This window comes from Marinobacter xiaoshiensis (assembly GCF_031631795.1).
GTDB lineage: Bacteria > Pseudomonadota > Gammaproteobacteria > Pseudomonadales > Oleiphilaceae > Marinobacter > Marinobacter xiaoshiensis.
Genome location: NZ_JAVMBO010000017.1, coordinates 64,039 through 77,749, shown reverse-complemented (window position 1 = coordinate 77,749; position 13,711 = coordinate 64,039). Strand labels below are relative to the sequence as shown.

Genomic DNA, 13,711 nt, shown 5'->3' with positions numbered 1-13,711 from the left:
GGACACAAGCAATGAATGACAACAGCCAAACCCTCTCCTGCGTCATGATTCCCGTGAGCGGACGGCAACTGTTACTGCCCAACGTATCCATTGCCGAGGTGGTGGACTATGCCAGTAGTGAGGCCGGCGTCGGCGCACCTGACTGGCTTGCTGGCCGGCTGGAATGGCGGGGCCTTAACTTGCCCGTTATTTCCTACGATGCCGCCAATGGCGGAACCTTGTCCGTACCAGGTGAAAACCGGGGCCGTATCGTGGTACTCAACAGCATCACCGACAACAACAAAAAGCTTCGCTTCATGGCATTGATTACACAGGGCATTCCAAGCCAGGTCCGTATTACCGAAGAGCAAATCAAAAAAATGGAGGCAGAAAACGGGCCTGCGGATCTTATGCTCGTCGACGTTGACGGCGAAACCGCCTGGATTCCCAATCTCGATTATCTTGAATCTCTCGCCAACGATTCCATGGTGTAAGCCGTCTCAATTCTTGCCCTTGGCAGTCGGGCTCCTGCGGATGTTATAATGTTACAAATTCTGCAGGATTCCGACCATGTCCGTTCGCGCACTCCCTTACCGTCCTCACAATCACGATGATTGTGTCAGTCAGGCTTTAGCCGAAGCCCGGGCCATCTGCCAGGAGCAACATGCCCGCCTGACACCCACCCGTGAGCGGGTTCTTGAACTTATCTGGGAATCCCACAAACCACTCGGCGCCTACGATGTACTCGCGAAGCTGGCCTCAGAAGGCCACAGTGCTGCACCACCGACGGTCTACCGGGCACTGGATTTCCTGCAACAGTACGGTCTGGTGCATCGCATAGCCTCCCTGAACGCCTTTATAGGCTGTGCCCACGCCGGCGAACACCACACCGGAATGTTCCTTATCTGCCGTTCTTGCGGCAATGCCCTGGAACTGACAGATGCGGCTGTATCCAAAGCTATACACGATGCCGCCAGCGCCGAAGCTTTCATTTCCGAATCCATAACTCTGGAAATAGCCGGTCTGTGCCCCCGCTGTCAGGCGGAGCAGCCTCATGGATGAACCGCTGGTTGACATCAAGCACCTTACCGTCCGGTTTGATGATCGCCCGGTTGTTGATCGGGTCAGTCTTACGCTTTACCGCGGCGATATCATTACCATCATTGGCCCAAACGGGGCTGGAAAAACCACCTTGATCAAAGCCGTCCTGGGCATTCAGGCCGCTACAAGCGGCCATATCCTGCGGGCAAAGGACCTGGTTATCGGATACGTTCCCCAGCACCTGAGCCTGGAATCAACACTGCCCCTGAGCATCCAACGCTTCATGTTACTCAGCGGCCAACCGCTTGCAGCCTGCATAGCTGCACTGGAGCGGACCGGGGTCGGCCATCTGCTGAAGGCATCTGTACACCATCTGTCCGGAGGCGAGCAGCAACGGCTTTTGCTGGCCAGGGCGCTGGTACGGAAGCCGGATCTTCTGGTACTTGATGAACCGGCACAGGGTGTGGATATCAATGGCCAGGCGGCACTTTATGATCTGATTCGCCAGTTGCGAGATGAACTCAACTGCGGCGTCATCATGATTTCTCACGATTTGCATTTGGTCATGGCTGCAACTGACAAGGTGATCTGCCTGAACCAGCACGTGTGCTGCAGCGGGCATCCTGCCGACATCTCACACGACCCTGCGTTTATTGAAACCTTCGGCCGGCCGGTTGCCGAGTCTCTGGCGGTGTATCACCACCACCATAACCACAGCCACGACCTGAGCGGCAATGTGGTTGGTACAGGCCACCCGGGTTCAGCCACCGGGCATGGGGAGTGCAACCATGAACATCATTGATACTGTGCTGAATGATTTCTTCTGGCGCGCCCTCCTTGGTGGTTTCGGCGTAGCCTTGATTGCCGGGCCTCTGGGCTGCTTTGTCGTGTGGCGGAGGATGGCCTATTTTGGTGACACCCTGGCGCACTCCGCGCTCCTGGGTATAGCGCTGAGTTTTCTGTTCAGTATTCCACTGAACCTCGGCGTGCTCATTACCAGCGTTATTCTGGCCATGGCACTGTTACTGTTTTCCCGCAACAAAACCCTGGCAACAGATACTCTGCTGGGCATTCTTGCTCACAGCGCCCTGGCCATTGGTCTGGTGGCACTGAGCTTCATGCCCGAGGTGCGGATTGACCTCACCGGTCTTCTGTTCGGCGATCTGCTGGCCATGAACCGCAACGACCTGCTATGGATATACGGCGGCGCAGCGGTGATTCTGACGCTATTATCGGTGCTTTGGCGTGGTTTGCTGATGAGCACCATTCACGAGGAACTGGCGCGGGTGGAAGGAGTGCCAGTTGAGCGCCTGCGCCTGTTGCTGATGTTGATGTTTGCGCTGGTGATTGCTGTTGCCATGAAGATGGTCGGCGTACTGCTGATTACGGCTCTGCTGATTATTCCTGCTGCCACCGCCCGCAGGCTGGCCAATACTCCGGAACAGATGGCAGCGCTGGCTGTTGTTTTCGGATTTATTGCCGTCGCGGGGGGCTTGAGTATGTCGTGGTATCTCGACACGCCCGCAGGCCCATCCGTGGTGGTAACGGCTTTTACCACGTTTCTGATTGTCTACGGCAGCGCTGGCAGGTTTTCCGCAAGCAGCTCAGCCTGAACAGTTGGCCGCCATGACTCACAAAGGCTGAATAACGTCCATCAGGCGGCCGGTTTCCAGTAGCTCAAGGAACTCGTCTCCCAAGCGTTCGCTTTCGGCAATCGCTTTCTGCCACGAGCGCTCCCGGCCGCTGTCATTTCCCAGATAGGTTTCGAAATCCTTACGATCCGGGAGCTTGCCATCTGGCAAACGCTCCAGGTAATCGGTGGAAGGCGCTACCAGCAACACATCCTGCAGGCGAGTCGCATCACCGCGACGCCATGGCAAAGTCTTGTCAAACCATCCGGGTACAATTCGATCCGTGAAGTGCGGATACAAAACCACGCCCGGCTGTTCATACGGCAAATCGAGATGGTAATCCAAAAGCCCGCCATCCCTGTATATCCCCTCAGGAGCGCCGGGAATGTTGCGGACCCCCGACATCACCATGGGTATGGAGGCCGATGCCAGCAATGCAGCGTGCAAATTATCGCGGCTGAGCGGCACTTCATGGCTAGGAAAGTCTGCCAGCGCCGACAAGGGTGCCTTCAGCCTGGCATCATGAAGAATCCCCCGCTCCATAAACCGCCCGAGGTGTCGTCGCCCAACAACATTGGCACTTATGGCGCTCATCAAACCAAAGCTCAGGCGTGCTTTCGTATCGGGCTCAAGCATGCCAAGGCTGCGCACAACCATCACATTCAGGCGGTACCAGGGATGCTCAAGAATATGCTCCTCCCGGCCCCCAATCAGTTCTTTCAGGAACTGTACGCTCTGGCGGGTGACCTCCGCCGCAGTCACACCTTTTTCGAAACGCTGTGCCGTGTAGAGTTCTGCAAGCCGGGTAAGTTGCGCCCGCGGGTTGTCCGAGGAGGCAATGGCTGCAAACCGCCAGCTGCCAATAGACGAACCAATCAGCGAACGTTCCTGCTCAACCCTGGGCAACCAATCACCAAATATGGCTTTGTCCAGACCACTGAGCCCAAGTGCTTTAGGCCCCCCAGCCGCCCCGGGTATAACGTGCACATCGTCCGGTGTCAGTGGTTTTTCCTGCAACCTCTGCAGGGTTCGACGGCCTGCCCGGATAGTCAGTGCCGGGGCGCGAGTATGGATGGCGGTCATGGCGGAGTTCCTGTCAGGGTTCAGCGTGAATAGCAATCTGTTCAGACGAGGGGAGGATTTTAACGAAGCGGTCACCATGGGCCAACTTAACAAAACTAATCGTGCCGATACCCGGATACTTCAGCTTCACTGGAGAATACCCATGCTAGACTTAGACACATGCCCGGCTCCAGAAGCTGGGCGATATAACAAAAACAGCCGGAGCTTGCTGTGAGCGCGTTTATCTCGACGGATTCCACCTCAACCAACCCGACCCTCGCGGTGCTTGGTTTCAAACACCAGCTGGTTTATCACCTGCATTTATGGGCATTCATTGCGGTGGCACCGCTGGTGGTCGTGCAATGGCAGCACCACCACTTTCTGCTCTCCGGAATGCTGATCCTCTTCTGCGCCAATGCGCTTGCGGTCATTGTCTTGTTGCGGTTTCGCTCCACCTATTTTCTGAAAGGGCGACTATTCCCTCTACTCGCAGTGGCTTGCGCCGCCTACTCAACAGCCATTAACGGGCATGTAGGCCTTTACTGGGCTTATCCAGCTGCTTCAGCGCTGTTTTTCCTGCTTCCGCTCCGTGAAGCCATTGCCAGCAATACCATTTTTGTCACTGTTATGGCGGTGGTTTCGTTTATGAAGTTTCCCGAAGCAGATTTCTGGCGCATTACTTTCTCGCTGGGCCTTACCTGTCTGTTTTCCATGATTTTTGCCTGGCTAGTGGGCAAGCTTCAAATGGAGCTCACACGGCTGGCAACCACCGACCCCCTTACCGGCTGCCTCAACCGATCACAACTGGCAGATATCCTGAACGGCCAAATCCAGATGCGTGAACGCTATGGGCGGGTATCCAGCATGGTTCTCCTGGATCTGGATTACTTCAAGCTGATCAACGATCAGTGGGGACACTTGGCGGGAGACAAGGTACTGAAAGAAATGGCACTGCGACTACGCAAGCGCATCAGGGAAAGCGACCAGATTTTCCGGATCGGTGGTGAAGAATTCATGATCGTTCTGCCAGAAACCAATCAGCATGAGGGCAATCTTCTTGCCCATCAATTGCTTACGAGCATCAGCGCGCGCCCGTTTCTTGAGGATATCAAGGTAACAGCCAGTGCCAGTATTGCCGAAGTCAGCAAGGGTGAAACCTGGTCTGTCTGGTTGAATCGGGCCGACCAGGCGCTCTACGACGCCAAGTCCAGGGGACGTAACCAGGTCGTAAGTGCGACCAACCAGGCAGCTGGCGACCAGAATACAGATACCTCTTTAACACCCGTTGCCGGCTAGCGGCTATTTTCAACCCGATCACTGGCGCTTACGAAACTCTCTGTAAGCGCCGAATACTTCCCATGGGCTCTCAAAGTGGGGGTAATGCCCTACATTTTTCAGCTGCACCACATCGGCATCTGAGATCATCTCCTGATAGCGCTGCGCCGTGGCCGCGCCCGACACAGGATCTGCAACACCCGAGATAAGACGCATGGGTTGCCTGGCATTTTGCAGCGCCGAGACCCAACGATGCCTGTGACACCGGCGCTCTTCCATAAAATGAATCAACTGGTGCAAAATCCCACGGCCGTTGTTATAGGTAATCAAATGCCAGAAATCGTCCAGATCCTGCTGATCTGGATGGCTTTTGCTACCAAACAGCTTCATGAAACTGCGCTCAAAGCTGCGCCGGGTCAAGGCCCGACTGATGAGCCCACCCAATGGGCTACGCAACAAATTCTGAATCAGCAAGGGGCTGTGCACTTCAGGAAACAAGGCACCGTTCAGGAAACACACACTGGCAATCTCGAAAGGCAGCGTGCCTTCCTGCTCTCGGGCCAGAAGCTCCTGGGCAACACTGCATCCATAATCGTGGGCCAGAAGATGAACCGACGTGAGGCCAAGGCCCTCAAGCATGCCCTGGATAAGATCTGATTGATCTTCAATGCTGTAGGCGTAATGTCGGGGTTTGTCAGAGAAGCCGAAGCCCAGCATATCCGGCGCCAGCAAATGGTTGCCCTGAACCAGCATGGGCCAAAGGCGATGCCAGTCCCAGCTTGCGGTAGGGAACCCGTGGATCAGTAACAGCGGCTCTCCCTGCCCCGCCATGCGGCTGAATATCGCATGACCTTCATAGGTGAACCACTTACCGCTCTGCTGCCACGCCTCCTGTGCTGCCACCTCACTATCAACGGGCCTTCCCTTCCATGCACCCGATGTCTGCTGATCCATGCGATGTCCCCGATATATTCTTCACAGTCTACGACTTAAGAATAGACCCGACCCTCTGGCCAGGGCCACGCTACTGCCGCCCGTAAACTACTATCAATGACTGGTCTTTTCCGTGCCCAGCGTCGTAAATCGTAGAGATACCGGACAAATTCACTTAAGCTTTGTCCCTTGTATCTACCTCAGCATTTTCAAGAGAATCGGAAAAGACTATGACCAAACTCCTTGACGACCTCGCGGGCCACTACCGCGCCATCATCAACGGGCTGGGTGAAGACACCAACCGTGAAGGTCTGCAGGACACCCCCATGCGTGCGGCCAAAGCCATGCAATTCCTGACCCGGGGCTACGAGCAAGACCTCAGCGATCTCGTCAACAATGCTGTTTTCGAATCCGCAATGGATGAGATGGTCGTAATACAGGACATCGAACTTTACAGCATGTGCGAACATCATGTGCTTCCCTTTATTGGTAAGTGTCACATCGCCTATCTGCCACAGGGCCGTGTTCTGGGGCTGTCCAAGTTTGCACGCATTGTGGATATGTATGCCCGCCGTCTGCAAATCCAGGAAAACCTGACCCGGCAAATTGCAGAAGCGGTAGAAACTGTTACCAACGCCAAAGGCGTTGCTGTGGTTATCGAAGCGCAGCACATGTGCATGATGATGCGTGGCGTGGAGAAGCAGAACTCGAAGATGAAGACGTCCATGATGCTGGGCCAGTTCCGCAAATCCCAGGCAACGCGCACAGAGTTTTTTAATCTGATCAGCAGCAATCGCTGATCGCAAAAATTGGATGGAGGCGGTATGACCGAGGTTTCCTGCAACCACCAGGCAAGAATACAGATCAAGAATTTACTGCTGCGAGCCTACATCGGCATCAAGGAAGAGGAAATCAACAACCAGCAGGATGTGATCATTAATGTGTGCCTGACTTACGATGCAACGGAAGCAATCAGTCGCAACGAAATTGCAGCGGCACTCAATTATCGCACCATCACCAAGCAGATTATTGGCCACGTGAATGGCAATCGCTTTGCCTTGCTGGAGCGCCTGACCCACGAAGTGCTCAACATCGTTATGGAGCACTCTGCCGTGCAGTGGGCGCAGGTAGAAATCGACAAGCCCCACGCGCTACGCTATACAGAATCCGTGTCTGTGTGCCTTGAGGCACACCGCTGACTCCATATCGTTAACTCCATACAAGGGTTCGTCACCATGCCAAGCAACCAACCTGACCAGTTGCGCACCATTCTTGAAAGTGTCCGCACAATAGCCCTTGTTGGCGCCAGCGAGAAAACACACCGGCCCTCCTACGAAGTCATGGAATTCATGCAGCAACAGGGATACCGGATGATCCCGGTGAACCCCCGCCTCGCCGGCCAGAAAGTGTTGGGAGAGACGGTTTACGCAGACCTGGCCTCACTGCCCGAGCCGGTGGATATGGCGGAGCTGTTCCTGGCCCCGGAGCGCACAGATGCAGTGATTGACCAGGCCATTGCGCTGAAGATTCCGGTCATCTGGTTGCAGGTTGGCGTTATCAACGAAGCGGGTGGCGCCAGAGCTGAAGCTGCAGGGCTGACATTTGTGATGGATAAATGCCCGATGCAGGAAATCCCGCGCCTGGGTATTCCTGCAATAGACTCCTGAATAAGGCCCTGCAGATGCCCCAGAAAACAGCTAATGATTTCCGGCCACCAGCCGTTAACCTTTCTGGCCGGTTTTCTGATGAACGGAGCAGCTATTGGAACACACACCTGTAAAAGGCAGGCTTTTCATAAAGCGGATGTTACACCCTGCCTTTCCGGTGGTTATCTTCCTTGTTTTTTTCATTACTGCCTCAGGGCTTCGTTACGGCCTTATCCACCAGTACACAGAGCAAATCCAGGCCAATCTCGAGAATGAAGCCCAGAGTATGGCTCATAACATCGAGTGGGAGTTCAAAGCTCACGCCAGCGCCATCCAGAGAATGGCCATGCGCCTGGCAACAGACCCGAGCACGCCAGAAAGCGAATGGCGCCAGGATGCCCGCAACCACCTCGGTGATTTCCTCATCTATACGGTCATTGAGTGGATAGATCGAGACTATTTTATTCGCTGGCTGGAACCGCTTTCATTGAACGAGAGCGTTCTCGGCTTCAACGTGGCCTTCAATGAACAAAGGAAACAGGCTCTTGAGGCTGCCCAGGCCTCGGGCAACTACGATATTTCTGATGTACTGGAACTCCGCCAGGGCGGAAAAGGCATTGTTATTTATGCACCTGTAGGCACAGGCGCAGACAACAACGGATTTATCGCCGGAGTTTTCAGAATGGAAATACTGGCCCGCGAATTGTTGGCCACCCGGGAACAGAATGCGTTCCGCATCGTACTGAGCAGCAACGGCGACCCTATCTACACTCTGGATGGGCTCCAGGGTGCCGACGATTCCATGTCTTATACCGTACCAATCAACTTGCCAACACTAGACTGGCAACTAACTCTAGAGCCCTCTCAGACCTGGGTTGATAAACAGCGCAGCCCCTGGCCCAGATGGGCCTTTGTGGCGCTACTTTTCATGGGCCTGGTGACCAGTATCGCAACGCTACTGTTGCAGCTCATGCTCAAACGCAATCAGGATTTGCTGGCAACACGCAGGGAGTTGGATGTGGAAATTGCGCAACGCAAAACCATTCAGCAAGACCTGGTGCGGCTGGAGTCTACGGATGTTCTCACCGGCCTGGCTAACCGCCGCTTTTTTATGGAAGACCTGGCTCATGCACTAACTCTTGCAGATCGCCAGGCCCGACAAGTCGCACTGGTGATGCTGGATCTGGACCGTTTTCAAATGCTGAACGACTCTCTGGGCCACCAGTTTGGCGATGAGCTATTGGTTCAGGTTGCCGGACGTCTGAACAAGCTCAGTGATGAGCGCGTATCTGTGGCCTATTCCGGTGGTGACGAGTTCATGATCTGCCAGCAGTATGTGGAAGACATTGACGACGTTATTCACCTGCTGGGGCTTATCAAGCAGTGTTTTGAAGCGCCTTTCAAAGTTCAGGATGAAGTTCACAGCATTACCGCCACCCTGGGTGTAGCCGTGTACCCGCAGAGTGGCATGGATGCAGATACTCTGTTGCGCAATGCCGATATAGCATTGTACCGGGCCAAGGATCAGGGCCGTAATACCTACCAGTTCTATACGGAAGGTATGCAGGAGCGGGAGGTGATGCGCCTGGAACTGGAAAAGGAGCTCAGCCAGGCTCTGGCCAACAATGAATTTGTGCTGCACTACCAGCCACAACTGAATCTGAACAGCGGTGAGATCACCAGCGTGGAAGCACTGATTCGCTGGCAGCATCCCCACCGTGGCCTTCTGGCTCCGGCTGAGTTCATTCCCCTGGCGGAGGAGAGTGGCCGGATTACGGATATCGGCAGCTGGGTAGTGATGGCAGCTTGCCGCCAGCTGGCTGCCTGGAAAGGCACCCATTTTGAACACCTCAGAGTTGCCGTGAATCTGTCCGGGCGTGAGCTGGATAACGAGCATCTGGTGGATCACATACGCGATGCCCTGAACGCTGAAGGTATTCCACCTGAGCGGCTTGAGGTGGAACTTACGGAAGAAATTTTCATTCAGAATATTGAACGCAACCGGGATCAGCTGTCTCGCCTGCACGATCTTGGTGTGCATCTGGCGATTGATGATTTCGGCGTGGGTTATTCTTCTCTGGCGTATTTGAGAGATTTTCCGGTAGATCTTCTGAAAATCGACCGTTCGTTCATTACGGAGGTGACCCTGCGCCATGATGATGCTGTAATCACTCGTGCAGTGATCAATCTTGCACATAACCTTGGGTTGCGGGTGGTTGCCGAGGGTGTGGAAACCCAGGCACAACTGGACCTGCTCAGGGGCCAGGGCTGTAATATGGCTCAGGGGTATTTGATCAGTCGGCCGGTCCCAGCTGCAGAGCTGGAGCAGGCTTTGCTCGGTGGTACGCTAGAGAAGTTTGCGGCGACTGAGCCCGGGTTTGAAATTTGATTTGTCCAGGTAGGTTTTTATGGCCACGGAGTATTTGACACCGGAACAGGATGCGAAGCTTCGCCGGTGGGAGCGTTGGAACCGGAGTTATTTCATTTTTGCGTTTGTGGCTCTGGTTATTGTTCTGATATTCAGCAGTCAGCTTGGGCTTTCCAGTGGTGATGAGTGGGGGCCTTTGGGGCTTTTGCTGGTGGCTTTGGTTACGCCGATTATTATTTTGCAGTTGCGCCTGGCCTGCCCGGCTTGCGGCGTGAAGATTCGCTGGCAGGCGAAGTTGATGGCGCCTGATCAATGTAAAAGCTGCGATACCTTCCTTCGGGCGAAAAGCCCCTCTTCCTGAAAACCATTGACCTGTGAGTAGGTCATAGGTTTTAGGCTATCCTTAAGCTTCAAAATACCCTCGGCTGTCTCGCTTTGGTGATAGCCGCGGCGGTGTGGGAGACCTGTCCGAAAACCGCTGAGAATACGTCCATGTACGCTTGCTCTCCGCCTGCCCTGGCTCCGAGCATTTTCGGACAGGTCTCCCACACCGCCGCTCATTTACATTTTGCGGTGCTGCTGTCTATGAAAGTTAAAGAACTTGCTACTGCTGCCGGGGTTAATCCGGACACGGTTCGCTTTTACACCCGCGAGGGGCTGCTTAAACCCACGCGGAACCCGGATAACAATTACCAGCATTTCGATGCCGAAGACCTTCGGCGTCTGCGTTTTGCCCGCAAGGCCCGGCAGCTGGGGTTTTCGCTGGTCGAGGTTCGGCAGATTCTCGATCAGGCGGATGACCACCATTCGCCCTGCCCTATGGTTCGGGATGTGTTTCAGCAGCGGCTGGCCGATGTAGAGCGGGAGATTGAGGAGTTGCAGCAGTTGCGCAAGCGGATGCAAGCAGCGCTGGGCGCCTGGCAGGATATGCCAGATGGCACACCGGATGGCCGAACTATCTGCCGCTTGATTGAACATTGGGATGACAACACTCCCGCACAGCATGTTGAGGAGTAGATCGTTATGAGTGAAGCACCTGAGCTAAAGACCACTCTGAGTATTTCTGGCGCCACCTGTCAGGGCTGTGTGAAGAAGATTCGCAATGCCCTGGAGCCGTTGATCGGTGATGCGAGCCTGGTTGAGGTTAATCTGGAAGAGCAAACGGTCGCTTTGCCGGAAGGCATTGATTCCACCGAAGCTGCCAGGATTGTGTCGGAAGCGGGTTTCCCGGCAGAGCTAGTGGGCGCAGCTGAAAAACCCGCCAGCTGTTGCGCGTCCAAAGCAAAAAAGCAGGACTCAGAGTCTGTTCCAAACGCCGAAAAACAGGCCAAAGCGCCAGAGAGCAAACCTGAAAAACCGGCAGCGCCTGCGCCAGGTGACGATCAAGTGCTGCTGGCGGTAACTGGCGCTACTTGTGCATCTTGTGTGAATACGATTGAGAAGGCGCTGAAGTCGGTGCCCGGCGTTACCCATGCCCACATGAATCTTGCGGACAATACCGCTACGGCAACGGGCGTGTCGGATGCGCAAGCTTTGATCAAAGCGGTAGAGAGTTCCGGTTATGGCGCCAGTGTGATTGAAGATGCTGACGCGGCAGACGACCAGAAGCAGGAAGAGGACAAGAAGCGGTACAAAACCCTGCTGGTAAAAATGGCAATCAGCCTGGGGCTGGGTGTTGCCATGATGGTCTATGGCATGACGTTCGGCTCCATGACCATATCCGAAGCAAACCAGGGCGTGTGGTTTGGGCTCGGCGTGTTAACCCTGTTGGTTATGGCCGGCACGGGTGGGCATTTTTTCACCGGGGCATGGAAGGCGTTTCGGCACCACAATGCCAATATGGATACCTTGATCGCTCTCGGTACAGGTACCGCATGGTTGTATTCCATTACGGTGGTGAGTATTCCTGAGGCTTTGCCAGAAATGGCGCGGCATGTGTATTTTGAAGCCTCCGCCATGATTATCGGCCTGATCAACCTGGGTCAGGCGCTGGAACTCCGGGCCAAGGGGAAAACCTCCGAAGCGGTTCGTCGGCTGCTGGATTTACGGGCAAAAACGGCACGGGTGATTCGTGACGGGCACGAACAGGACATTCCGGTAGAAGATGTACGCAAAGGCGATCACATTCGGGTTCGCCCCGGTGAGAACTTGCCGGTGGACGGAGTTGTTGTTGAAGGCAGCACCCGTGTGGATGAAAGCATGCTCACTGGCGAGCCCATGCCGGTTACCAAAGCAGAGGGTGACGAGGTATCTGCCGGTACTATGAATACTCATGGTGCGATTGTGTACAAGGCAACGCGGGTGGGCAGCGAAACGGCATTGGCGCAGATTATTCATCTGGTTAAAAAAGCCCAGGGCTCAAAACCTGCCATTGGGCGGCTTGCAGACAAGATATCCTCGGTGTTTGTGCCCAGTGTAATGCTCATTGCCGTGGCCGCGGCACTGGTTTGGTACAACGTTGGGCCAGAGCCTGCTGTAGTGCATATGATCATCGCGGCTACCACCGTTCTGATCATTGCCTGCCCTTGCGCGCTAGGCTTGGCCACACCTATGTCCGTGATGGTAGGCGTTGGTAAAGCAGCAGAATACGGCGCCCTGATTCGCCAGGGCGATGCCCTGCAAACCGCCGGCAAGATTGATCTGGTGATCCTCGACAAAACCGGCACCATTACCGAAGGCCACCCTGCTGTGACCAGCGTGCACGCTGTGAGCGGTGATGAAGCGCAATTGCTGGCCCTGGCCTCAGGCCTGGAGATGCATTCCGAGCACCCACTTGCGGAAGCCGTGGTTAACAAAGCCAAAGAGCAAAACATTCAGCCTCTCAACGTCACCGGGTTTGAGGCGCTGAATGGCAAGGGCGTCGTCGGCGACTTTGAGGGTGATGCGATTCGTCTTGGCAATCGCCGTTGGCTGGAATCCGAGGGCATTGCGCTTGACGGGCTGGCCGATGCCGAGAAAGCCATCACCGAGCAGGCTGGCACACCGCTGTTTCTTGCCCGGGGCACAGAATTACTGGGTGTAATGGGTGTTGCCGATGCCATCAAGGCGGATTCAGAGGCCGCCATCCAGCGTATGCACGACGCTGGCATCAGAGTCATGATGGTTACCGGCGATATTGACGCCACAGCCAAAGCTATTTCTGCAAAAACCGGCATTGATGAGTACCGTGCAGAAGTTCTGCCGGAAGACAAAGCCGATGTGGTGAACGAAATGCGCGCCAAAGGCTACACCGTGGCCATGGTGGGTGACGGCATCAACGATGCGCCAGCTCTGGCCGCATCCGATGTGGGCTTCGCCATAGGAACAGGCACCGACGTTGCGATTGAAAGCGCCGCCATTACCCTGATGCGGGGCTCCCTGCATGGAGTCCCGGATGCGATTGAGGTCTCCCGGGCGACAGTGAGCAATATCCACCAGAACCTTTTTGGTGCCTTTATTTACAACGTACTGGGTATTCCCGTAGCAGCAGGCCTGCTGTACCCGGTTTGGGGCATATTGATGAGCCCGATTCTTGCAGGCGCCGCCATGTCGCTGTCGTCGGTAACCGTTGTAACCAACGCCAACCGGCTGCGCCTGTTCAAAACCAGCCACAAGCCAGCTCAAACGCGGGAACAGAGCCAGCACCAGCAGCAGAAAGAGGAGCGGAACTGATGGAAACTATATTGGTCAATGCTGGAGGGCTTGTTCTGATGGCCGCCATCGTTTGGTGGTTCTGGCTTTCATCATCCAGTACCGACACACCTGCAGAAGATCACAGCCATCACTGAACACCACAT

Annotated in this window: 14 protein-coding genes; 12 read left to right on the top strand and 2 right to left on the bottom strand. The window is 55.1% G+C overall.

Annotated elements, in window-relative coordinates; all coding sequences use genetic code 11:
• The first annotated feature begins 11 nt into the window (after window positions 1-11).
• The 4 genes from RKA07_RS12235 to znuB all read left to right on the top strand — a co-directional run bounded on the left by RKA07_RS12235 (window position 12) and on the right by znuB (window position 2,633).
• The gene (locus tag RKA07_RS12235) at window positions 12-473 is read left to right on the top strand and encodes a chemotaxis protein CheW (RefSeq protein ID WP_310966432.1); all 462 of its coding nucleotides are present in this window, start codon (window positions 12-14) and stop codon (window positions 471-473) included.
• 76 nt (window positions 474-549) lie between these two features.
• A complete protein-coding gene (locus RKA07_RS12230) occupies window positions 550-1,041 on the top strand; it encodes a Fur family transcriptional regulator (protein WP_200202394.1) in 492 nt (163 codons plus the stop codon).
• The gene (znuC, locus tag RKA07_RS12225) at window positions 1,034-1,822 is read left to right on the top strand and encodes a zinc ABC transporter ATP-binding protein ZnuC (protein ID WP_200202395.1); all 789 of its coding nucleotides are present in this window, start codon (window positions 1,034-1,036) and stop codon (window positions 1,820-1,822) included. Before RKA07_RS12230 ends, znuC begins: the two co-directional genes overlap by 8 nt.
• Complete coding sequence (znuB, locus tag RKA07_RS12220) at window positions 1,809-2,633, top strand: zinc ABC transporter permease subunit ZnuB (protein WP_310966743.1); 825 nt, start codon at window positions 1,809-1,811, stop codon at window positions 2,631-2,633. The genes znuC and znuB overlap by 14 nt, the downstream gene beginning before the upstream one ends.
• A gap of 18 nt (window positions 2,634-2,651) precedes the next feature.
• Here znuB and RKA07_RS12215 read toward each other — a convergent pair whose 3' ends face one another.
• Window positions 2,652-3,734 (bottom strand): patatin-like phospholipase family protein, encoded by a 1,083-nt coding sequence (locus tag RKA07_RS12215; RefSeq protein ID WP_200202397.1) that lies wholly within the window; start codon window positions 3,732-3,734, stop codon window positions 2,652-2,654.
• Window positions 3,735-3,944: 210 nt separating this feature from the next.
• On the opposite strand from RKA07_RS12215, the gene RKA07_RS12210 reads away from it, so the two are divergent.
• Window positions 3,945-5,009: a GGDEF domain-containing protein gene (locus tag RKA07_RS12210; protein ID WP_200202398.1), complete on the top strand. Its 1,065-nt coding sequence runs from the start codon at window positions 3,945-3,947 to the stop codon at window positions 5,007-5,009.
• 18 nt (window positions 5,010-5,027) lie between these two features.
• On the opposite strand, the gene RKA07_RS12205 is transcribed toward RKA07_RS12210, so the two are convergent.
• Window positions 5,028-5,942 carry an alpha/beta fold hydrolase gene (locus tag RKA07_RS12205; protein ID WP_310966431.1) on the bottom strand — a complete coding sequence of 305 codons (915 nt, stop codon included), beginning with the start codon at window positions 5,940-5,942 and terminating at the stop codon, window positions 5,028-5,030.
• A 209-nt stretch (window positions 5,943-6,151) separates the two neighbouring features.
• On the opposite strand from RKA07_RS12205, the gene folE reads away from it, so the two are divergent.
• From folE to RKA07_RS12170, 7 genes are all read left to right on the top strand, one after another.
• A complete protein-coding gene (gene folE, locus RKA07_RS12200; protein ID WP_200369874.1) occupies window positions 6,152-6,721 on the top strand; it encodes a GTP cyclohydrolase I FolE in 570 nt (189 codons plus the stop codon).
• A 24-nt stretch (window positions 6,722-6,745) separates the two neighbouring features.
• On the top strand, window positions 6,746-7,120 hold the full coding sequence (folX, locus tag RKA07_RS12195; RefSeq protein ID WP_200369875.1) for a dihydroneopterin triphosphate 2'-epimerase: 375 nt from the start codon (window positions 6,746-6,748) through the stop codon (window positions 7,118-7,120).
• A gap of 36 nt (window positions 7,121-7,156) precedes the next feature.
• Window positions 7,157-7,588, top strand: coding sequence for a CoA-binding protein (locus RKA07_RS12190; RefSeq protein WP_310966430.1), 432 nt, complete (start codon window positions 7,157-7,159; stop codon window positions 7,586-7,588).
• Window positions 7,589-7,724: 136 nt separating this feature from the next.
• On the top strand, window positions 7,725-9,956 hold the full coding sequence (locus RKA07_RS12185; protein WP_310966742.1) for a putative bifunctional diguanylate cyclase/phosphodiesterase: 2,232 nt from the start codon (window positions 7,725-7,727) through the stop codon (window positions 9,954-9,956).
• A 19-nt stretch (window positions 9,957-9,975) separates the two neighbouring features.
• Window positions 9,976-10,296, top strand: coding sequence for a hypothetical protein (locus RKA07_RS12180; protein WP_310966429.1), 321 nt, complete (start codon window positions 9,976-9,978; stop codon window positions 10,294-10,296).
• A 224-nt stretch (window positions 10,297-10,520) separates the two neighbouring features.
• Window positions 10,521-10,952 (top strand): MerR family transcriptional regulator, encoded by a 432-nt coding sequence (locus RKA07_RS12175; protein WP_200202404.1) that lies wholly within the window; start codon window positions 10,521-10,523, stop codon window positions 10,950-10,952.
• 6 nt (window positions 10,953-10,958) lie between these two features.
• A complete protein-coding gene (locus RKA07_RS12170) occupies window positions 10,959-13,586 on the top strand; it encodes a heavy metal translocating P-type ATPase (RefSeq protein ID WP_310966427.1) in 2,628 nt (875 codons plus the stop codon).
• The last annotated feature ends 125 nt before the right edge of the window (window positions 13,587-13,711 follow it).

Excerpts from the sequence above, each read along its gene's own strand:
- RKA07_RS12235 (WP_310966432.1), top strand. The coding sequence starts at position 12 with ATGAATGACAACAGCCAAACCCTCTCCTGCGTCATGATTCCCGTGAGC.
- RKA07_RS12230 (WP_200202394.1), top strand. The coding sequence starts at position 550 with ATGTCCGTTCGCGCACTCCCTTACCGTCCTCACAATCACGATGATTGT.
- znuC (WP_200202395.1), top strand. The coding sequence starts at position 1,034 with ATGGATGAACCGCTGGTTGACATCAAGCACCTTACCGTCCGGTTTGAT.
- znuB (WP_310966743.1), top strand. The coding sequence starts at position 1,809 with ATGAACATCATTGATACTGTGCTGAATGATTTCTTCTGGCGCGCCCTC.
- RKA07_RS12215 (WP_200202397.1), bottom strand. The coding sequence starts at position 3,734 with ATGACCGCCATCCATACTCGCGCCCCGGCACTGACTATCCGGGCAGGC.
- RKA07_RS12205 (WP_310966431.1), bottom strand. The coding sequence starts at position 5,942 with ATGGATCAGCAGACATCGGGTGCATGGAAGGGAAGGCCCGTTGATAGT.
- folE (WP_200369874.1), top strand. The coding sequence starts at position 6,152 with ATGACCAAACTCCTTGACGACCTCGCGGGCCACTACCGCGCCATCATC.
- folX (WP_200369875.1), top strand. The coding sequence starts at position 6,746 with ATGACCGAGGTTTCCTGCAACCACCAGGCAAGAATACAGATCAAGAAT.
- RKA07_RS12190 (WP_310966430.1), top strand. The coding sequence starts at position 7,157 with ATGCCAAGCAACCAACCTGACCAGTTGCGCACCATTCTTGAAAGTGTC.
- RKA07_RS12185 (WP_310966742.1), top strand. The coding sequence starts at position 7,725 with ATGTTACACCCTGCCTTTCCGGTGGTTATCTTCCTTGTTTTTTTCATT.
- RKA07_RS12180 (WP_310966429.1), top strand. The coding sequence starts at position 9,976 with ATGGCCACGGAGTATTTGACACCGGAACAGGATGCGAAGCTTCGCCGG.
- RKA07_RS12175 (WP_200202404.1), top strand. The coding sequence starts at position 10,521 with ATGAAAGTTAAAGAACTTGCTACTGCTGCCGGGGTTAATCCGGACACG.
- RKA07_RS12170 (WP_310966427.1), top strand. The coding sequence starts at position 10,959 with ATGAGTGAAGCACCTGAGCTAAAGACCACTCTGAGTATTTCTGGCGCC.